At 67.8% G+C, this 19083-nt stretch carries 16 protein-coding genes; 7 read left to right on the top strand and 9 right to left on the bottom strand.

Annotation, left to right across the window (positions count from 1 at the left end; all coding sequences use genetic code 11):
- Window positions 1–24: 24 nt before the first annotated feature.
- A complete protein-coding gene (locus C9412_RS06715) occupies window positions 25–873 on the top strand; it encodes an endonuclease/exonuclease/phosphatase family protein (protein WP_107230929.1) in 849 nt (282 codons plus the stop codon).
- A 131-nt stretch (window positions 874–1004) separates the two neighbouring features.
- Here the strand turns inward: C9412_RS06715 and C9412_RS06720 are convergent, their stop codons facing one another.
- The gene (locus C9412_RS06720; RefSeq protein WP_005410310.1) at window positions 1005–1616 is read right to left on the bottom strand and encodes a superoxide dismutase; all 612 of its coding nucleotides are present in this window, start codon (window positions 1614–1616) and stop codon (window positions 1005–1007) included.
- A gap of 219 nt (window positions 1617–1835) precedes the next feature.
- Here C9412_RS06720 and C9412_RS06725 point away from each other — a divergent pair, with 219 nt between their 5' ends.
- On the top strand, window positions 1836–2288 hold the full coding sequence (locus C9412_RS06725; RefSeq protein WP_107230930.1) for a ribonuclease domain-containing protein: 453 nt from the start codon (window positions 1836–1838) through the stop codon (window positions 2286–2288).
- A complete protein-coding gene (locus C9412_RS06730) occupies window positions 2288–2701 on the top strand; it encodes a barstar family protein (RefSeq protein ID WP_107230931.1) in 414 nt (137 codons plus the stop codon). Before C9412_RS06725 ends, C9412_RS06730 begins: the two co-directional genes overlap by 1 nt.
- A 159-nt stretch (window positions 2702–2860) precedes the next feature.
- On the opposite strand, the gene C9412_RS06735 is transcribed toward C9412_RS06730, so the two are convergent.
- Together C9412_RS06735 and C9412_RS06740 are read right to left on the bottom strand one after the other, a co-directional pair.
- Window positions 2861–4621, bottom strand: coding sequence for a hypothetical protein (locus tag C9412_RS06735; protein ID WP_107230932.1), 1761 nt, complete (start codon window positions 4619–4621; stop codon window positions 2861–2863).
- Between the two features lie 10 nt (window positions 4622–4631).
- Window positions 4632–5231: an NfuA family Fe-S biogenesis protein gene (locus tag C9412_RS06740; protein WP_005410314.1), complete on the bottom strand. Its 600-nt coding sequence runs from the start codon at window positions 5229–5231 to the stop codon at window positions 4632–4634.
- 90 nt (window positions 5232–5321) lie between these two features.
- Here C9412_RS06740 and C9412_RS06745 point away from each other — a divergent pair, with 90 nt between their 5' ends.
- The 3 genes from C9412_RS06745 (at window position 5322) to zupT (ending at window position 6990) form a co-directional block, all read left to right on the top strand.
- Window positions 5322–5672 (top strand): 4a-hydroxytetrahydrobiopterin dehydratase, encoded by a 351-nt coding sequence (locus tag C9412_RS06745; protein ID WP_107230933.1) that lies wholly within the window; start codon window positions 5322–5324, stop codon window positions 5670–5672.
- Window positions 5669–6085, top strand: a complete 417-nt coding sequence (locus tag C9412_RS06750) for an energy transducer TonB (RefSeq protein WP_107230934.1) — start codon at window positions 5669–5671, stop codon at window positions 6083–6085. The genes C9412_RS06745 and C9412_RS06750 overlap by 4 nt, the downstream gene beginning before the upstream one ends.
- Before the next feature lie 95 nt (window positions 6086–6180).
- On the top strand, window positions 6181–6990 hold the full coding sequence (gene zupT, locus C9412_RS06755; RefSeq protein WP_107230935.1) for a zinc transporter ZupT: 810 nt from the start codon (window positions 6181–6183) through the stop codon (window positions 6988–6990).
- Between the two features lie 116 nt (window positions 6991–7106).
- Here zupT and C9412_RS06760 read toward each other — a convergent pair whose 3' ends face one another.
- Window positions 7107–8081 carry an RluA family pseudouridine synthase gene (locus C9412_RS06760; protein ID WP_107230936.1) on the bottom strand — a complete coding sequence of 325 codons (975 nt, stop codon included), beginning with the start codon at window positions 8079–8081 and terminating at the stop codon, window positions 7107–7109.
- Window positions 8082–8489: 408 nt separating this feature from the next.
- Here C9412_RS06760 and rne point away from each other — a divergent pair, with 408 nt between their 5' ends.
- Window positions 8490–11744, top strand: a complete 3255-nt coding sequence (gene rne, locus C9412_RS06765) for a ribonuclease E (protein ID WP_107230937.1) — start codon at window positions 8490–8492, stop codon at window positions 11742–11744.
- A gap of 229 nt (window positions 11745–11973) precedes the next feature.
- On the opposite strand, the gene C9412_RS06770 is transcribed toward rne, so the two are convergent.
- From C9412_RS06770 to C9412_RS06790, 5 genes are read right to left on the bottom strand one after another with little or no spacing between them, the layout of a single operon-like run.
- Entirely contained in the window at window positions 11974–12861 is an 888-nt protein-coding gene (locus C9412_RS06770) for an endonuclease/exonuclease/phosphatase family protein (RefSeq protein WP_107230938.1), read from the bottom strand.
- Window positions 12862–12863: 2 nt separating this feature from the next.
- Window positions 12864–16031 (bottom strand): discoidin domain-containing protein, encoded by a 3168-nt coding sequence (locus tag C9412_RS06775; protein WP_107230939.1) that lies wholly within the window; start codon window positions 16029–16031, stop codon window positions 12864–12866.
- Complete coding sequence (locus tag C9412_RS06780) at window positions 16028–16864, bottom strand: carbohydrate ABC transporter permease (RefSeq protein ID WP_057495576.1); 837 nt, start codon at window positions 16862–16864, stop codon at window positions 16028–16030. Before C9412_RS06780 ends, C9412_RS06775 begins: the two co-directional genes overlap by 4 nt.
- Window positions 16861–17742: a sugar ABC transporter permease gene (locus C9412_RS06785; RefSeq protein WP_005410323.1), complete on the bottom strand. Its 882-nt coding sequence runs from the start codon at window positions 17740–17742 to the stop codon at window positions 16861–16863. The genes C9412_RS06780 and C9412_RS06785 overlap by 4 nt, the downstream gene beginning before the upstream one ends.
- Window positions 17739–19079, bottom strand: coding sequence for a sugar ABC transporter substrate-binding protein (locus C9412_RS06790; protein ID WP_107230940.1), 1341 nt, complete (start codon window positions 19077–19079; stop codon window positions 17739–17741). The genes C9412_RS06785 and C9412_RS06790 overlap by 4 nt, the downstream gene beginning before the upstream one ends.
- Window positions 19080–19083 lie beyond the last annotated feature (4 nt).

The raw sequence follows: 19083 nt of genomic DNA on the forward strand, positions 1-19083 counted from the left end.
CGACAAAAGCGTAAACTTATCGTTATGCGCCCCCTCACCCACGCCCGCCTCCTGCTCAGCTGCCTTGCGCTGGTGCTGGCGTTGCAGGCGCAGGCGCGGCCACAGGCGCCAGCCAGTGCCACCACTGATGCCGAGCCCCGCCAGCTGACGGTGGCCGCACTGGAACTGCCCAGCCGCGACGACGCGCAATGGAAGCTGCGCCGCGAGCAGGTCGCGCAGCTGCTCACCGAACTGCAGCCGGACGTGATCTCGGTGCAGCAGGTGCTGCAGCAGCAGGGCCGCAACCCGGCCTGCTGGCTGGCCAGCCGGCTGCGCTACAGCTGCGACTTCGTTACCGCCGACCCACCCAGCCAGTCGCTGCGGCATGGCAACGCGATGCTGACCCGGTTGCCGGTCAGCGAAGACGGAGTCACCCTGCTGCATCCACCGGGCACCTTCAGCGCGGCCGGCATGATGCGCCTGAAGCTGGGCCAGGCGCTGGTGAACATCTACGTGGCGCGGCTGCGCCCGGACCCGGACGAGGCGGCCGCCCGTCAGCATCAGACCAGCGACCTGATGACCTGGATCGGGGCCACGGCCGAAGGCATGCCCAGCCTGATCGCCGGTGATTTCTCGGCAACCACGGTGGAACTGGTGCGCAGCACGCCCGGCTTCCAGCCGGCCCGGCGCAATCCCGGCGGCCGTCCCGAAGCGCCTGCGGCCAGTGGTGGCGGCGCCAGTGGCCACGGCCTGGACGTGCTGTTCCAGGTCAAGCACTTCGGCGGCATCCGCCAGCAGCCGATCCTGCTGCCGGCCGACGGTGACCTGCCCGGCCTGCGCCTGGGGGTGATGGCAACCCTGCGCCTGCAGGGCGATACGGCCACCACGGAATAGGTAGTGCCGGCCGCTGGCCGGCTCCCCCGGCACCACACGGATGCCGGCCAGCGGCCGGCACTACCCAATGACTGCTGCAACAAAAAGGCCGGGGTCTCCCCCGGCCTTTTCATTTCATCCAGTGACGCAGATCAGGCGATCGCTTCCTGGTAACGGCGCTCGACTTCGTTCCAGTCGATGACGTTGAAGAACGCGCCGATGTATTCCGGGCGACGGTTCTGGTACTTCAGGTAGTACGCGTGCTCCCACACATCCAGGCCGAGGATGGGGGTGTTGCCTTCCATCAACGGGCTGTCCTGGTTGCCGGTGCTTTCGACCACGACCTTCTTGTCCGGGGTGACGCTCAGCCAGGCCCAGCCACTGCCGAAGCGGGTCAGGGCGGCCTTGGTGAAAGCATCCTTGAACTTGTCGAAGCCGCCCAGGTCCTTGTCGATGGCCTTGGCCACGTCGCCCACCGGGTTGCCGCCGGCGTTCGGCGCCATCACCGTCCAGAACAGCGAGTGGTTGGCGTGGCCACCACCGTTGTTGCGCACCGGGCCCTGCAGGTTCTCCGGCAGCGACTTGAGCTTCTTCACCAGTTCTTCGACCGGCAGGTCAGCGTACTCGGTGCCTTCCAGCGCCGCGTTGACGTTGTTGATGTAGGTCTGGTGATGCTTGGTGTGATGGATTTCCATCGTCGCCGCATCGATATGCGGTTCCAGCGCGTCGTAGGCGTAGGACAGCTTGGGCAGGGTGTAGGCCATGATGCATCTCCTGATTGCGAGGGCACCCGACGGTGTCGGGCGGTGCGCGGTGAATGATGGGGACAGACCGCCAGATTACCAAGGGGGATGTAAAGGAAATTGCGTCCTGCCGGTGAGCATCCCGGCAATTGTTACGCAGCAGTGACGCACCGCCCTCCTCATGCACCGTGCAGCGCACAGGCGCTACAGTGCGTGCATCACCCTCACCTGCCCCCGCCCATGCGCAACCCCCGGCTGCTGATCACCGCCATCGCCCTGCTGCTGCTCGGCCTGGTCGTCAACCACTTCATGCAACGGCCACCGGCGCCGCAGTTCGCACCGGACCTGCAGGGCACGCCCGCCGCGCGTGCACCGGCGGCGCGCAGTACCGGCGACGCCAGCGGGCTGCCGGCGTTCCTGCCCGCCGAAGCACGGCAGACCATCGCCCTGATCCAGCGCGGCGGTCCGTTCCCGCACCGCCAGGATGGCAGCACCTTCGGCAACCGCGAGCAGCAGCTGCCGCAGCGTGCGCGCGGCTACTACCGCGAATACACCGTCGATACGCCCGGCGCGCGCACCCGTGGCACACGCCGCATCGTCACCGGCGGCGATCCGCCGGAGGCGTGGTACTACACCGATGACCACTACGCGTCATTCCGCAGCTTCACCGTACCGGCCCAGGGAGCGCAGTGATGAGCCATGATGATTTCGGCCTCGGCCTGCATGACATCAACAATGCCGGCGTCTACGCCATCGACAGCGAGGACATCGGCGCGCTTGCCGCAGCGATGCGCGATGCCGGCCTGAAAGTGATCCGCATCGATCTGGAAGGCGTGACGGACAAGCGCACCTTGCTGGCCCGGCTGGCCGCGCAGCTGGATTTCCCGGCCGGCTTCGGCGGCAACTGGGATGCCTTGTCGGACAACCTGCGCGACCTGCAGTGGCTGCCGGCCAACGGCTATGCGTTGTTCCTGGCCGATGTGGACGCAATGCGGGCCACTACGCAGAAAGAATTCGACACCCTGCTGGACGTGATGGATGAAGCCAGCCGCGACTGGGTCGGCCGCGATGTGCCGTTCTGGGTGTTCCTGTCGCAGAGCGCGTAGGCGCAACGCCCTGGTAGAGGCCGACCTTGGTCGGCGCACGTGCCCTGGTAGAGGCCGACCTTGGTCGGCGCTCATGCCAACCAAGGTTGGCATCTACCCAGGCGCGCCTGCACGACGACCTCACCCCGCGATGGAAACAGGCGTGGACAACGGCAACCGCTAGCGGCTTCCGTTGTCTTCCTGCAGTTCCTTCTTGAACGGGATGTCCGGCGGCGGCCGCGCCACGGCCGGCTGGTCCTGCATGTTCGGATCACTCAGGCCGCAACCGCCACCGGCCTGCAGGATCGAGATCACACAGGAAATCCGCGTGCTGGTGCCCGGCAGCGGGATCTCCATCGTCTGGATGCCCTTGCGCACCCACTCGGCCAGCAGCGACTCCTGCGGCACCCAGTATTTGTCGAACGAGGTGGGCGTGTAGTCGTACGGCGGCCGCTTCAACCACGTGCCCGACTGGGCGATGCGCTCCCGGCTCCAGCCATCATTGGCACCGCCCGGCGCGCCGCGCTCGGCATGACCCTCACCGTCCTGCCCCGGTACACGTACGCTGCCATCGGCATTGAACAGGCCATCACCCTTGCCGGCGCTGCTGGCCTGGCGGGCACCGCTGCTGGCGCCATCACGGTTGCGGCTGGACGCGCCCCAGTCATCGCCCTTGGCGGGGGTGGCCCAGTTGCCCGGCGTGGGCGCAGGGCGCGCGCCGGCCTGGCCGGGTGCGGTGCTGGGCACCGACGCTGCCGATGTCCGGCTGCTGGCCTGCGCCGCACTGCCGCTGGCCGTCGGCGTCGCGGCCGGCGCACTGCCACTGGAGGTGGAAGGCGACGCTGCCGGCGCCGACGCGACGGCGCGCTCGCGCACCTGCACCTCGCGACCTGCCGGCGCACGCACTGCCGGCGCGCGGCCGGCCACGTCCGCCATCCGCACCTGCGGATCGACCACTGCCTGTACCTCACGTTCGCGCACCTGCACGTCGCGCTGCGGCACGCGCACCTGCACATCGGCCGCGCGCAGCGGCTGCGGTGCGACCGGCGCATCCACCGCGCTGACCTCGCGTTCCTGCACCTGGATCTCACGCACCTGCGGCGCGCGCACCGCGACCTCCGGCGCCCGCAGCGGTGTCGGGGTGGGCGGCGCCTGCACCGGCTGCACGCTGCGCTCGCGCACCGCCGGCGTGGCGTCGCGCGGCACGATGCTGACCTCGGTACGTGGCACGCTGACCGGAGGCACCACGAAATCGCTGCTGGCCTCGGCCACGGTGGTGGCCTGCACCGGCGAGGGCGGTGGAGCTGCCAGCGGCGCGGGTTCGGCAGTGGCAGGCGGCGCGGGCTGGCTGGCGGTGGGTGCCGCTGCTGGCGCGGGCGCAGGCGCCGCTGCAGCGGCCGGACGCGGCTCGGGCGCGGTCGCCGCGCCCCCGTTACGGCCCGCCGCAACCTGACCGGCCGGCGCGGCCGCAGCCGCTTCAGCGCCGGGCTGATCGCCGCCGCCTTCCTGGCTGGCGCGGCCGACGAACTCAACCTGCACGCGCTCGCCCTCGGCGCCCTCTTCGTCCGGCGCCGTGGTGCGGATCACCGCCACCCACAGCAGCAGAACGAAGAACAGCAGATGCAGCAGCGCACTGGCCAGCGCGGAGGTCCAGCGCATCCAGCGCTGGTCCCGCGGCGCGGCATCCCAGTCCTGCCAGAACAGGCGGCGCAGGGCCTGCCAGGGCGACAAACGCGGCAGCCGGCCCGGCGGGCCCGGCAGCGGCCGCGGCAGCAGCACCGCGATCACCTCACGGGCGTGCAATGGCCTGGGCAGCGGACCCAATGAGCGCAGCCACAGCGCCCAGCCATACGGCAGGCGCGTGGTCTTTTCGAGGATGGCCCCTGGCTGCTGGCGCGCCAGCAGCAGGTCGATGAGTTGCTCGGCCCGGGTCAGAGGCACGCGTCGGCGATCAGGCGGCGTTGCCGCGCGGAATGTACGGCGCGTGGCCGCTGTCGTGGTCGGTCGCGTCGCGCACAGCGGTCACGCCCGGCACGCGTCCCATCAGGGTCTTTTCGATGCCCTGCTTGAGGGTCACGTCGGCCATGCCACAGCCCTGGCAGCCGCCACCGAAGCGCAGCAGCACCACGCCTTCGGCCGAGACTTCCTGCACAGCCACCTTGCCGCCATGCGACGCCAACTGCGGATTGATTTCGTTTTCCACCACCCAGTGCACGCGCTCGACCAGCGAGGCCGCATCGCCGGGCGCTTCGCCCTTGATGCGCGGCGCCTTGATGGTCAGCTGCTGGGTGCCGGCGCTGCCGGCGACGATATCGATCTCGGCGCCGTCGAGCCAGCCGACGCTGCCGGCATCGACATAGAGGGTGAAGCCATCGCAGTCCACCGCCCACTCGTCGCCAAGCAGGTCGGTCGGCTCGGCGAACTCCAGCCGGGCGTCGGCGCGCGGCGTACCGGGATCGACGGCACTCAAGCGCACGCCCATGCCGGGCACGCCCTCGCGTTCGATCAGCTTGCGGAAGTGGGTCTGGGCAGTGTCGGAGATCTGGATCATCAGGCTATTCTAGCCAAGTCAGCGTCGGCCGCTCATTCGGTTTATACACCGTCCGGCGCATTGTTCAGTCAACACGAGGTGGAGGAACCCATGTCCGACCTGATTCCGCTGGCACAGGCGCACTGCGTGCCGCGAAAGGGCAGCGACCACAAGCTGGGCGAGGCCCGCCTGGCCGAACTGCTGCCGCAGGTGCCGGGCTGGGAGCTGGCCGAGGCCGGCCAGGCGCTGGTGCGCACCTTCCGGTTCAAGAACTATTACGAAACGATGGCCTTCGTGAACGCGCTGGCCTGGATCGCCCACCACGAGGACCACCACCCGGACCTGGGCGTGCACTACGACCGCGCCGTCGTGCGCTATTCCACCCACGACGTGGGCGGCCTGAGCGAGAACGACTTCATCTGCGCGGCAAAGACTTCGGCCCTGACGGAGCAACTGCCATGAACGTACGTTTGCTGAGCCTGTCCCTGATCGCTGCGACCGGCCTGGCCGGCTGTGGCCCGTCCGAACCGCCGGCACCGCCACCGCCGCCGCCGACCGAAGTGGCCGCAGTGAAGACGCCGCCGCCGCAGTACCCGCTCGAACTGGCCTGCATGGGCGTGGGCGGCACCAGCACGTTCAAGGTGACCATCGGCACCGACGGCAAGCCCAGCGAGGTTGCGCTGCTGACCGGCGCCGGCAATCCGCAGCTGGACGAGCTGGCCAGGACCGCGGTGCAGGGCTGGCAGTTCAATGCCGCCACCCGTAACGGCCAGCCGGTGCCGGCCACCATCCAGGTGCCGGTCAGCTTCAATCCGCCGCAGCCGAAGCCGGACCAGTGCTTCGCGATTGAAGAGCGCCTGCGCCGCGGCGGCTGATCGCGCACTCCGACGAGGCCAGCCGACGCCCGCCTCGCCCTCGCCGCCCCGGCCCTGTCCGGGGCGGTTGTCTGTCAACAGGACCGCGTCGGTAGATGCTGCAGATTCCCCCCGAAAACATCTGGATCGCGCTGGCGGTCACCCTCGCGGCCGGCCTGGCGACCGCCATCGGCAGCCTGATGGTGCTGTTCTCGCGCCGGCCCAACCCGCGCCTGCTGGCCTTCGGCCTGGCCTTCGCCGGTGGCGCGATGGTCTATGTGTCGCTGTCGGAAATCCTCAACAAGTCCATTGCATCGTTCGCGCTGGCCTATGGCGAGCGCACCGGCTTCACCTACGGCACCCTGGCGTTCCTGCTTGGCGTAGTGGCGATCGTGCTGATCGACCACTTCATTCCCAATCCGCATGACAGCCTGGACAAGCAGGACCCCGCGTTCCGCGAGAACAGCCGCGAGTACCTGAAGCGCGTCGCCCTGCTGACCTCGATTGCGATCACCGCGCACAATTTCCCGGAAGGCCTGGCGACCTTCTTCGCCACGCTGGAAAGCCCGTCGGTGGGCATGCCGCTGGCCTTCGCCATCGCCATCCACAACATTCCCGAGGGCATCGCGATCGCGGTGCCGGTGTACTTCGCCACCCAGAACAAGTTCTATGCGTTCAGCGCCAGCCTGCTGTCCGGCCTGGCCGAGCCGGTGGGCGCGGCACTGGGCTACTGGCTGCTGTCCGGATCGCTGTCGCACGCCACCTTCGGCTGGGTGTTCGGGCTGATTGCCGGCGTGATGGTGTTCCTGGCGCTGGATGAGCTGCTGCCAGCGGCCAAGCGCTATGCCAAGGGCCACGAGACCGTGTACGGGCTGGTGGCCGGCATGGGCACGCTGGCGATCAGCCTGGTGCTGTTCAAGTGGTGAGGGGCCGGTAAGGCACATCCACGCATGGCGTGGATCTACCGCCCCCGGGTAGCGTCGAGCTTGCTCGACGGCCCTTCGGTCGGGTCACGCGGAAAGCCAGTCGAGCAAGCTCGACTCTACTTCAGCCGGTCCAGCGCCTCGACCAGCTCATCGGCCAGCGGCGCGTTCAGCACATACGGGCTCTTGCCCGCGTCCAGCGCGAACTCCAGCGAGGCCGCATGCAGGAACAGGCGCTTCAGCCCGATCTGCTCACGAAGCCGCTTGTTGACTGCCGGATCGCCGTACTTGTCGTCACCGGCCACCGGATGCCCCAGATGCTGGGCATGCACGCGGATCTGGTGGGTGCGACCGGTCTCGATGCGTACTTCGCAATAGGAATGACCACCGCGGCGCTCCAGCACCCGGAAGTGGCTGATCGATTCCTTGCCGATCGCGTTGACCTGCACATGGCGCTCGCCGCCCTGGCGCAGGCCCACGTGCAGCGGCGCATCCACCGTCATCACGCCGTCGGGCATGCGCCCGGCCAGCAGGGTCAGGTAGCGCTTGCGGATGCCGGCGCCGTGGTCTTCACGCAGCAGGGCCTGCAGCTCGCTCAGCGCCGAGCGCTTCTTGGCCACGATCAGCAGGCCCGAGGTGTCGCGATCCAACCGGTGGACCAGCTCCAGGGTCTGGCCCGGACGCAGCGCCCGCAGCGTCTCGATGGCACCGAAGCTGATGCCGCTGCCGCCGTGGCTGGCCACGCCGGTGGGCTTGTTCAGGGCCAGCAGGCGCGCGTCTTCGAAAACGATGGCCTGCTCCAGCCGGCGCATGAACGCCTCGGGCGGACCCGCCTTGTCTCCTTCTTCCGTGAGACGGACCGGCGGCACACGCACCTCATCGCCCGCCTCCAGCTTGCGTTCGGCCTTGGCGCGGCCGCCATTCACGCGGACCTGGCCGCTGCGTACCAGCTTGTAGACCAGGCTGCGCGGGGCGCCCTTGAGCTGGCCAAGCAGGAAATTGTCCAGGCGCTGGCCGGCACGGTCCTCGGGAACGGTGATCATGCGCACGGAAGGCTTGTCGCCGGCGGGCTTGGTGGGGTCTGAGGCAGTCATCTGGCTGTTTATTCTGTTACACTCGGGGGGCGAGATAAGGGATTGATTTCGTTGGAAGTTACTCAGGGCCAGAAGCCCAGCTTCCGACGAATCCGGCACAGTGCGCGACCACCGCCCGCGGGGCGGCCATGTTAGCGGCTCACCGGCCTTCCCGGCCATCGCCGGATGCCTGACACGCAACCGTGCTGAACATGTCCCGCGTGGCGCTCCAGCCTGGCTGACAGCTGCCTGCGGCCCTGCAACACCCCAAAACCCATAAGAGTGAAGCGCTCCCGCGGCCTGCCGTGGTGTCGTAGCGCTGGAAACCCAAGCCGCCCTCCCCGCGCTTGCGCGAATGGGCGGCGAGCCGTGTCCAGAGGCGAAACCCCATGGCGTTCCGCGCGGTAGCCGCTTGCGAGGAACGCAACAATGAAGCGAATGCTGATCAACGCCACGCAGGCTGAAGAGCTGCGTGTTGCCATCGTGGATGGCCAGTCGTTGTATGACATCGACATCGAACAGCCGTCGAAGGAACAGAAGAAGTCCAACATCTACAAGGGCCGGATCTTCCGCATCGAGCCCTCGCTGGAAGCGGCCTTCGTCGAATACGGTGGTGGCCGCCATGGCTTCCTGCCGCTGAAGGAAATCTCCCGCGACTACTTCCAGGCCGGTGTCGACCACAACAAGGCCGGCATCCGCGAGCTGCTCAAGGAAGGCCAGGAGATCGTCGTCCAGGTCGACAAGGAAGAGCGTGGCAACAAGGGCGCTGCCCTGACCACGTTCATCTCGCTGGCCGGCCGCTACATGGTGCTGATGCCGAACTCGCCCAGCGCCGGCGGTGTATCCCGTCGCATCGAGGGCGAAGACCGTGCCGCCCTGAAGGACGCGCTGGACAAGCTGAACATCCCCGACGACATGGGCGTGATCATCCGCACCGCCGGCGTCGGCCGCGATGCCGAAGAGCTGCAGTGGGATCTGGACTACCTGCTCAACGTCTGGCGCGCCATCGCCGACGCCGCGCTGAGCAAGCCGGCCCCGTTCCTGATCTACCAGGAATCGCGCCTGATCGTGCGCGCCCTGCGTGACTACCTGCGCGCCGACATCGGCGAAATCCTGGTGGACACCGAGGAGATGTACGAGCACGCCCGCGAGTTCATGCAGCAGGTGATGCCGCAGACTCTGCGCAAGCTCAAGCATTACAAGGACGACATCCCGCTGTTCAACCGCTTCCAGATCGAATCGCAGATCGAAGGCGCCTACGAGCGCAACGTGCGCCTGCCGTCGGGCGGCTCGATCGTGGTGGACCAGACCGAAGCGCTGACCGCCGTCGACGTGAACTCCTCGCGCGCCACCAAGGGCAGCGACATCGAGGACACCGCGTTCCAGACCAACCTGGAAGCGGCCGAAGAAGTGGCCCGCCAGCTGCGCCTGCGTGACCTGGGCGGCCTGGTGGTGATCGACTTCATCGACATGGCCTCCAACAAGCACCAGCGCGAGGTCGAGAACCGCCTGGCCAACGCGCTGAAGTACGACCGTGCACGCGTGCAGGTCGGCCGCATCTCGCGCTTCGGCCTGCTGGAAATGAGCCGCCAGCGCCTGCGCCCGAGCCTGGGCGAATCCAGCCAGATCGTCTGCCCGCGCTGCGACGGCCACGGCCGCATGCGCAGCGTCGAGTCGCTGTCGCTGTCGATCATCCGCGTTGCCGAAGAGCACGCGATGAAGGAAAACACCGGGCAGGTGCTGGTGCAGGCCCCGGTGGAGATCGCCAACTACCTGTTGAACGAGAAGCGCAGTGCGCTGCGCGAGATCGAGCGCCGTCACGAAGCGCCGATCGTGATCGTTGCCGACGAGCAGCTGCACACCCCGCATTACACCGTGACCCGCCTGCGCGAGAACGAGCTGGGTGAAGAGAGCAACAAGCCCAGCTACCAGCGCGGCACCCCGCGCAAGCTGCCGGTGCATGCCCTGACCAAGGGCCAGCTGAACATCCCGCCGCCGGCGGTGACCCAGGTCAAGCACACCTCGCCCGCCCCGGTGCGTGAGGAAGCAGAACCGGCCAAGGCGGCGCCGGCCCCGGTCGCCGCAGCACCGGTGGCAGCGGCCCCGAGCGGTGGCGTGATCGGCTGGCTCAAGCGCGTGTTCGGTGGCGAAGCGGCGCCTGCTCCGGCGGCGGCTGCGCCAGCAGCGCGCCAGCAGCAGGAGGGCGGCCGCAAGGACCGCAACAAGGATCGCAACAAGGACCGCAAGGACCGCCGCGACGACAATCGTGGCAACGGTGGCAATGGCAACGCGCAGCAGCAGAAGGACGGCGGCAACCGCAAGGACCGCGGCGAGCAGCGCAAGGACGGCCGCAACGGCAACAACGGCAATGCCCAGCAGCAACCGCAGCAGGGCAAGCAGAAGGAGCCGCAGCAGAAGGATGGCCAGCAGCAGCCGCAGCAGAACAAGCCGCGCAACGAGCAGCAGGGCCAGGGCCAGAACCAGCAGCAGCCGAAGCTGAAGCAGCCCAAGCAGCCGCGTCCGCAGCAGCAGGACGGCGACAAGCCGGCCGACAAGCCGCAGCGCAACGCCGCCGAGGCGCCGGTCGATGCAGTGGCCGCCGCCGCCGCAGTGGCCGCGACCGCCGTCGCCGCCAACGTGGTGACCGCGCAGGAAGGTACGGCTCCGGCCGCACCGGTGGCCGAAGTGAGCCTGGCTGACGCAGCACCGGTGGCCGACACCGCGGTCAACGCTGATGCCGACGCCGTTGCCGTGTCCGGCGACGATGCGGCAATCGACACCGCAGGCGAGCAGGCTGGCGAAGGCGCGACCCGCCGCCGTCGCGGCCGTCGCGGTGGCCGTCGTCGCCGTCGTGGTGGCGCTGAGAACGCTGCCGGCAGCGATGCCCTGGGCGATGACCAGGATGACGCTGACGACGGTGATGACAGCGACAGCACCGACCTGGTTGCCGACAGCAGCGCCGAGGCCACTCCGGTTGCCGTGGCGCAGCCGACCCGCTCGCAGCCGGAATTCGATTTCGATGACGAAGCCGAGCCGGCGACCGTTGAAGCCGAGAAGCCGGCCCGTGCTGCCGCCGCCGTGGTTGCCGCGCCGGTTGCGGTGGTGAGCAGCACCGTGGTCGACGCCGCAGCGCCGGTCGTGACCGAAGCACCGGCACCGGTCATCAAGGCCGAGCCGGCGCCGCAGCCGGTGCAGACCAGCATGCTGGACCAGATCGACGCCGCAACCCCGGCCCAGCCGGCGGCACCGATCGCTCCGGTGGCTGAAGCCAAGCCGGTTGTCGAGGAGGCCGCCGTGGTGGCCGCGCCGGCACCGGTGGTGGTCGACGCTGCGCCGGTGGTGGAAGCGGCTCCGGTCGTTGAAGCCAAGCCGGTGGTTGCCGAAGCCGCACCGATCGTGGCCGACGTCATTCCGGTGGCGGAAACCGCTCCGGTGGTGGAAGCAAAGCCGGTGGTCGACGCCGTCCCGGTGGTCGAGACCGCACCGGTCGTAGAACAGCCGGCAGCACCGGTGGCCGTCGAAGCCGCGCCGGTCGAAGCCGCCGCACCGGTGGCCGAAGCCGTGGTGACGCCGTCGATCAACCCGGCGGCCGATGGCCATGCCGATTCGGCCAGCCAGGCCGCTGATGCCCAGGCATCGGACGAAGACGAAGAAGCCGCCAAGCGCACGCCGCCGGCGAACTGATCGCTCTTTGATCGCGTAGTACGAAACGGCGGGGATCGATGATCCCCGCCGTTTCTGTTTGTGCCGCACCGTGGTGTGGTGGCCGACCTGGGTCGGCGCCGTTATTCGTGCCAACCAAGGTTGGCACCTACCAGAGCGGGGACACAGGCACCGCCGTGGTAAATGCGGACCTTGGTCGGCACCGTTGTTCGTGCCAACCCAGATTGGCACCTACCGAAGCGGGTGTTGCTCAGGGCTTGGGGGCGAACTGCAACCGGGTCCAGACGCCGTAGTGGTCCGACGCCCAGCGGCCGCTGTCGTCGGGCTGATCGAACAGGATCTTCGCTTCGCGCGCAACCATCGCGTCCTGCTGGAAGAAGATGTGGTCAATGCGCGAGGGCGCCTGGTAATAGTGCCGGTTCAAGGTGCTGACGCCGGCCAGATCGGTGTTGACGTGCACGCTGCCGTAGCTGTCGCCGTAATGGCTGCGCAGCTCACTCAGATCCCCGGCATCGACCAGCGCGTTGAAATCGCCAGCGATCACCACCGGCGCGCCGGCCGAGGTTTCGGTGATGAAACGCAGCAGGTCCTCCACCTGGGTGCGGCGGATGCGCTGGCCGTTCTCGTCGCTGCGCTCGTTCAGATGCGTGGCATAGACGTTCACCGGCGCGCCATCGACGTCGATGCGCAGGTGCGCCACCGTGCGGTAGTCGTCCAGCGGCTTCAGCAGGTGATCGCCGCGCGCCAGGATCGGGCGCCGGGTCAGCAACGCATTGCCGTAGCGCTTGGGTGCACCGACCGGATCGGTCGACACGAACACATACTGGTAGCCCAGCTGGCTGGCCAGCCATTGGGCCTGGTTGCGCACGTTGCGGCGCTGGATCACCTCCTGCAGGGCCACCGCATCGGGTTGCAGGCGCTTGAGCTCGGCCAGGATGGTGCGGCGGCGACTCGGCCAGTCTTCGCGGTCATGGTGCAGGTTGAACGTGACCATGCCCATGCCTGCTGCGCTGGCAACCTCGGTTGCCGCGGTCGTGGCGTCTGGCTCACCCGCCATCACAACGCCCGGCAATGCCAACGCAATCGCCAGCCCCAGGGCGCACACCGATGCGCGCGCCCTCGCCCCCTGCTCCCTCATGGTTACTGCCCCTTGCGTTCGGCGCGGCGCACCGCGCTCGGTACATCGATCTCGACCCGCGCCGGCAGCTGGTGCACGTGCAGCTCCCTGTTGATCCACTCGGCCGCTTCGCCGTTGATGGTCGCCTCGCCCGGATCACCGGCGTACGGCCACGGCAGCACCACGCCGCCGACCGGTGGCAGCAGGCCCGGCTGCACCTCCAGCACCAGCTGCTTGTCGCTGCGCTGCAGGCGGTAGTTGAGCTGGCCCTGCGGCGTGCGCAGGCCCTGCACGGCGATGCCCTCGCCCTGCAGCCACGACGTCGGCACGCCGGCAGCCAGCACCAGTGCATCATCCATGTCGCGGTTGTAGGCGAACATGTCCAGCGCCGAACGCACGAAGTCCGACGCCACCCAGGCATGCGGGAGGTCACCGACGAAGAACGGCTTGCGCGGCGTGCGCGAGACCACTTCTGCCCACTGGTTCCAGGCCTGCGGCGCGCGATCCCTGAAGAAGAACTCGGTGGCCTGCCAGGCACGATCGCGCCAGCCCAGGCGCACGAACGCGGCCACATTGCGCCACTCGTACGGGGTGTAGTCCTTCCATTCGCGCTTGCCGTCGCGGCGGGCCACGAACTCCTTCCAGTAACGCTCGAAGGTCGCCTCCAGCGCCTGCTGCGGCAGGCGGCCCTGCTCGCCACCCGGCGCCAGCGCGATGGTGGTGGAGGTGGCATCGAAATCGCCCAGCTCGGCCGAACCCGGCAGGTAATCGATGTGGTGCTGCTGCATCGCCGACAGCAGCGATGCCTGCAGGTCATCTCGGAACTGGTCGCGCGATTCGGCCATCTGCATCGCCTCGACCTTGCCCAGCTGGGCCGCCAGCAGCGCCGCGTCCTTGTAGCCGCGCAACGCCCAGAAGTTGTCCCAGTACGAATGCATCGGCTTGGCCGAATAACCTTCGTGGCTGATCGAGGCCGGCATCATGCCGTAGAAGGCCGGGTTGCGCGCCCGATTCTCGTCCGTGCGCTCGCTGGCGCGCAGCTGCTCCATGTAGGTGTAGGCGCCCTGCACATGCGGCCACATCAGTTCGGCGAACGTGCTGTCACCGGTATAGCGCCCATATTCGGCAATGCTGTAGATCAGCTCGCCATGGCTGTCGTTCTCCGGCACCGGATCGCTGCCACGTGCATCGACACAGCACGGCACCTTGCCATTCTCGAACTGATAGGGCGCATACCAGTTGATATAGTCACGCACCGCGTCGCTGCGGCCCATGCGCAGCAGGCCTTCGGAAATCATCGCGCCATCGCGGATCCAGCTGCGCGCATACGAACGCGTGCCCGGCTGCAGACGCGGGCCAACGCGCGAGATCAGCATGTGCGCGACGGCGGTGCGCAGGGTATCGACCAGCGCCTGGCCGGCGGCGGGCACCTGCAGCGAGACCACGCCCAGCTTCTGCCGCCACTGCTCGGCCACCTGTGCCTGCGCCTTGGCCACGTCCAGCGCCTTCGGCGCCCAGCCACCGGTCTGCGGCAGCACCACCGCCACCTCCCGGCTCTGCCCCGGCTCCAGCTTGATGGTGTACAGCAACGCACCCGACGCCATGCCGGTGCTGTCCTTCACTGCGGTGGTGGCCGGGTACTTGCCGTCGGCCAGGTGCATCGCATCGAGCTTGCCATCGAAGGTGCTGGCAAAGCGTGCGTCGGGCACCTGCAGGGGATACACGCGCGGCTCGCCGTTGATCCGCACCAGCTGATCGCCGACATCCAGCGCATCGATGCGGCTGAAGCCACCGACGGTGTTGAGGAACTGCGTGGGCGGATTGACCTGCCACGGGCGGATCGCCAGTGCCAGCGTGTATTCGTGCGCCACCTTGTCCGGGTTGCTCAACCGGTAGCGGCCGATCAGCTGCGCACGCTCCGGAGTGCCCTGCACGAAGCTGGTCACCGCCAGCCCGGCCTTTTCATGCACCCAATCGACATTGGCGATGGGCAGGTAATGGTCCTGCAGCGACTGGGTGATGGCGACCTTGGACCAGTCCAGCAGCTTGCCATCGAGGCGGATGAACGGCTCGATGCTGAAGCTGCCCTTGGCCGGCTCCAGCGCGCCGTCCTCGCTGATCAGTGCCTGTTCCTGGCCGCCGTCGAGGCCGAGCAGGGTCCAGTAGGGTTGTTCGCCCACATAGGCGCGCGGCAATGATCCGCGTGGCAGATCTGCCGCCACCGAGGACAGGAAGGCATTCGGCGTTGCGGCAAAGGCCAGCGGCTTCAGTGCGATGTCACGGATGCCGTAGCGCCAGTTCGGGCCGTCCTGCAGATCGAAGCGCACGTAGCGCGCATCGGTATCCGGCAGCGCCAGCCAGTCACGGCCGCCGGCACCGCTGGTCACCTCGCGCACGGTGCGCCAGTCGCGGCCATCTTCGGAGGTACGCACGGTGTAGCGGCGCGCTTCCAGGTTCGGCAGCCAGTCGATCACCGCACCGCCGATCTCGCGGCTCTTGTGCAGGTCCAGGCTGATGGTCTGCTGCTTGACCCCGCCGCTGATCCAGAACGTATCGCTCTTGCCGTCGATCATGCGGTCCTGCAGCGCGGTGGCGGTATCGGCAATCACCGAGGGCACCAGCGCCGAATCGTCCTGCGGCGGCAGGCCCTGCAGTGTCAGCCTGTCGAAGCACACCGTGCCACGGCCGCCGACCTTGCTGTAGATCGTGAACTCGACCGCGGCGCTGCGCGCCATCTCCCTCTCCGGCGACGGGCCCCACGCCTTGTCGATCTGGCGACGCCGGTACTCGACCGGCGTCCACGCCTTGGGGAAGCTGTAGCCGGGGCGGTTGACCCACCAGACGTTGTCGCCACTGGCATCGATCAGCTTGAACTGCAGGTCGTTGGCCGGCGAATCGCCGCGCAGCTGGAAGCCGAAACGGTAGTTGGCCGGGTATTGGATGTTCAGCGCGCGGCGGATGCCGACGTAACCGGAGACCTCATGGAAGTCGTAGTCCAGGCACAGCGCGCGGCCACCGCCGGCGCCACTGACCGGGCGCAGCGAACCGCTGACCTGGTCGGACAGCACCAGCTTCCAGGCGCCGATATCGTCGAAGTCGTCCAGCACTTTCGGTGCCGGCAGCGCCGGGGGTGCGGCGATCGCCAGGGAAGTCCACAACAGGCCCAGTCCAACGGCGATCACTCGCTTCATCCCTTGACGCTCCCCAGCAACAGACCTTGGATGTAGTACCGCTGCAGCACCAGGAACAGTGCCAGCACCGGGACCACGGTGACCACCGCGCCGGCCATCATCATTTCCACGTCCATGATGTGCTCGCGCGAGAGGGTGGCCAGCGCCACCGGCAAAGTGTAGTGCTCCTGGTCGGTCAGTACGATCAAGGGCCACATGAAATCGTTCCATGCGCCCATGAAGGTGAAGATCGCCAGGGTCACCAGCACCGGCTTGAGCATCGGCAGCACGATCTGGAAGAAGATGCGCAGCTCCCCCGCCCCGTCGATGCGCGCCGCTTCCAGCAGCTCGTCCGGAATCGAGCGCGCGTACTGGCGCACCAGGAAGATGCCGAACACGCTGGCCAGCGCCGGCACGATCACGCCGCCGAAGCTGTTGACCAGACCCAGCTGCTTCATCAGCAGGAACAGCGGCAGCATCGCCACCTGCGCCGGAATCACCAGCGCCGCCATCAACACCTGGAACAGGCGCTCGCGGCCGACGAAGTTCAGCTTGGCGAAGGCGTAGCCGGCCATGGTGTTGAGCAGCAGCGAGCCGAAGGTGATCGCCAGCGAGACCAGCAGGCTGTTGGCGAAGTTGCCGCCCATGCCGGTACGCGCGAACAGCTCATGGTAGTTGTGCGTGGTGATGCTCGAAGGCAGCAGCGGCGGCGGGAAATGGCTGGCCTCGCCCTGCGGCATGAACGAGACCGAGACCATCCACAACAGCGGCGCCAGGCTGACCAGGGCCAGCACCAGCAACGCGCCATTGATCATCCACGGGTACCAGCGAGACTGGCCGATTTCACGACTCATACCAACTGCCTCTTGCGGCCAAAGCGGAGCATCACGGTGGTCACCGCCAGGATGATCAGGAACAGCAGGAACGCCACCGCCGAGGCGCGTCCCAGGTTCCACCACTTGAAGCCTTCCTCGAACATGAAATACAGCACGCTGACGGTGCTCTGCAGTGGGTCGCCGCGGGTCATCACGTAGGGCTCGGCGAACAGCTGGAAGTAGCCGGACACGGTAATGACACCGACCACCAGCAGCACCGGCCCGAGCATCGGCAGGGTGATGTGCAGGAACTGCTTCCAGCGCGAGGCGCCGTCGATGCGCGCGGCCTCGTACAGGTCATGCGGGATCGCCTGCAGGCCGGCCAGGAAGATCACCATGTTGTAGCCGAAGTTCTTCCATACCGCGAACAGCATGATGGTCGGCATCGCCCAGTTCGGGTCACCCAGCCAGTCGATCGGGCTGATGCCCAGATGGCCCAGCCCGTAGTTCACCAGGCCGTAGCTGGTATGGAACAGGTAGCGCCAGATCACCGCCACCGCCACCAGCGTGGTCACCACCGGGGCGAACAGTGCGGTGCGGAACAGCGCCTTGAAGCGCGCCGCCGGGGCGTTGAGCAACATCGCCGCGCCCAGCGACACGCCGATCGACAACGGCACGCCGATCAACACGAAGTAGGTAGTGTTCCACAGCGACTTCCAGAACATCGGCGTCTGCAGCAGGTCGATGTAGTTGCCCAGGCCGACGAAGCGCAGGTTGCTGCTGTCGGCCAGCGCATACAGGTCGAAGTCGGTCACGCTCAGCGCCAGCGCCGAGGCCACCGGCAGGCCGAAGAACACGCCCAGCACGATCAGCGAGGGGCCGGCGAAGATCCAGCCGGCAAGCGAAGTACGTTTCATTGCGCGCTCCCGGCGGCCACGGCACTGCTGGACTGCGACGACGGTGCGCGCTGCTGCAGGCGTTGTTGTTCATGCATCCAGCGGCGCTTGGCCAGCACCTTGTCCACGCGCTGGTCGAGCTCTTCCACCGCCTTGTCCTGCGCCAGGCCACCGCGCACCACCTTCTCGGTGACGATGCGCATTTCCTGCACGATGCGCTCCCATTCGAGCACCTTCGGCGTCGGCTTGACCCGCTCCAGCTGGTCACGGAACGCCGCAGCCAGCGGATCATTGGCCAGCGACGGCGCGCTCCAGGTGCTGCGGCGCGGCGGCAGGTCGCCGATGATCGAATGGAAACGCGCCTGGATCGCCGGCCGCGACAGGAACTCGATCAGCTTCCACGACGCTTCCTTCTGCTGCGACTTGCGGAAGATCACCAGGCTGGTGCCACCGGCGATGCCGGCACCGGGGCCATCCGGGCCGGGAAGGGCCGCGGTACCCCACTGCCCTTCCAGTTCCTTCGGCTGCAGTTTCTTGAACTCACGGATGTTCCAGGGGCCGGAAATGTAGAACACGTTGAATCCGCGGAAGAACTCGTCCCAGACGTTGGAGATCTGTGTCTCGGACATCTTCGGCGCCCAACCCTGCTCGAACATGTTGGCGTAGAAGGCCAGCGTACGCCGGAAGCCCGGGCTGGCGAAGTTGCCACGGGTATCGTCGTCGCGCAGCAGCGGGTCGGGCTGCTGCAGCGCCAGCGACAGCTGCTGCTCGAACTCGTTGATCGGCATCAGCACCGCATAGCGGTTCGGGCCCTGCATGCGCTTGATCGCCGCCATCTGCTGGCCCCACTCGGCCCAGGTACGCGGCGGGTGATCGTAGCCGGCCTTGGCCAGCAGGTCCTTGCGGTAGTAGATCAGGCGCGTATCGACGTACCACGGCACGCCCACCAGCTCACCGTGAATCACGTTGGTATCCCAGATGCCCTGGAAATAGTCCTTTTCATCAACCACCGCCGAGTGATCGACAAACGGCTGCAACGGGGTCAGCGCATCGAGCTCGGCGAACTCAGGCACCCAGGTGTTGCCGAGCTGGCAGACATCGGGCAGGCCGTCGGCGGCGAACGCGGTCAGCAGTTTCTCGTGCGCTGCCGTCCACGGGATGTTCTGCACGTCCACCTTGATGCCGGGGTTCTCGGCCTCGAACTCGTGGATCAGCTCGCTGACCACCTCCGCTTCGCGGCCCATCGCCCAGAAACGCACGGTGGTGGTACCCGGCTCGGTGCGTGCGCAGCCGGCCACGGCCAGGGCGGCCAGGGCAGGCAGCGCCCAGCGGCGCAGGCGGTCGATCCAGTTCGGCACCGGG

The sequence above is a fragment of the Stenotrophomonas sp. Nf1 genome (genome assembly GCF_003028475.1).
Classification (GTDB): domain Bacteria; phylum Pseudomonadota; class Gammaproteobacteria; order Xanthomonadales; family Xanthomonadaceae; genus Stenotrophomonas.

Excerpts from the sequence above, each read along its gene's own strand:
- C9412_RS06715 (WP_107230929.1), top strand. The coding sequence starts at position 25 with ATGCGCCCCCTCACCCACGCCCGCCTCCTGCTCAGCTGCCTTGCGCTG.
- C9412_RS06720 (WP_005410310.1), bottom strand. The coding sequence starts at position 1,616 with ATGGCCTACACCCTGCCCAAGCTGTCCTACGCCTACGACGCGCTGGAA.
- C9412_RS06725 (WP_107230930.1), top strand. The coding sequence starts at position 1,836 with ATGCGCAACCCCCGGCTGCTGATCACCGCCATCGCCCTGCTGCTGCTC.
- C9412_RS06730 (WP_107230931.1), top strand. The coding sequence starts at position 2,288 with ATGAGCCATGATGATTTCGGCCTCGGCCTGCATGACATCAACAATGCC.
- C9412_RS06740 (WP_005410314.1), bottom strand. The coding sequence starts at position 5,231 with ATGATCCAGATCTCCGACACTGCCCAGACCCACTTCCGCAAGCTGATC.
- C9412_RS06745 (WP_107230933.1), top strand. The coding sequence starts at position 5,322 with ATGTCCGACCTGATTCCGCTGGCACAGGCGCACTGCGTGCCGCGAAAG.
- C9412_RS06750 (WP_107230934.1), top strand. The coding sequence starts at position 5,669 with ATGAACGTACGTTTGCTGAGCCTGTCCCTGATCGCTGCGACCGGCCTG.
- zupT (WP_107230935.1), top strand. The coding sequence starts at position 6,181 with ATGCTGCAGATTCCCCCCGAAAACATCTGGATCGCGCTGGCGGTCACC.
- C9412_RS06760 (WP_107230936.1), bottom strand. The coding sequence starts at position 8,081 with ATGACTGCCTCAGACCCCACCAAGCCCGCCGGCGACAAGCCTTCCGTG.
- rne (WP_107230937.1), top strand. The coding sequence starts at position 8,490 with ATGAAGCGAATGCTGATCAACGCCACGCAGGCTGAAGAGCTGCGTGTT.
- C9412_RS06770 (WP_107230938.1), bottom strand. The coding sequence starts at position 12,861 with ATGAGGGAGCAGGGGGCGAGGGCGCGCGCATCGGTGTGCGCCCTGGGG.
- C9412_RS06775 (WP_107230939.1), bottom strand. The coding sequence starts at position 16,031 with ATGAAGCGAGTGATCGCCGTTGGACTGGGCCTGTTGTGGACTTCCCTG.
- C9412_RS06780 (WP_057495576.1), bottom strand. The coding sequence starts at position 16,864 with ATGAGTCGTGAAATCGGCCAGTCTCGCTGGTACCCGTGGATGATCAAT.
- C9412_RS06785 (WP_005410323.1), bottom strand. The coding sequence starts at position 17,742 with ATGAAACGTACTTCGCTTGCCGGCTGGATCTTCGCCGGCCCCTCGCTG.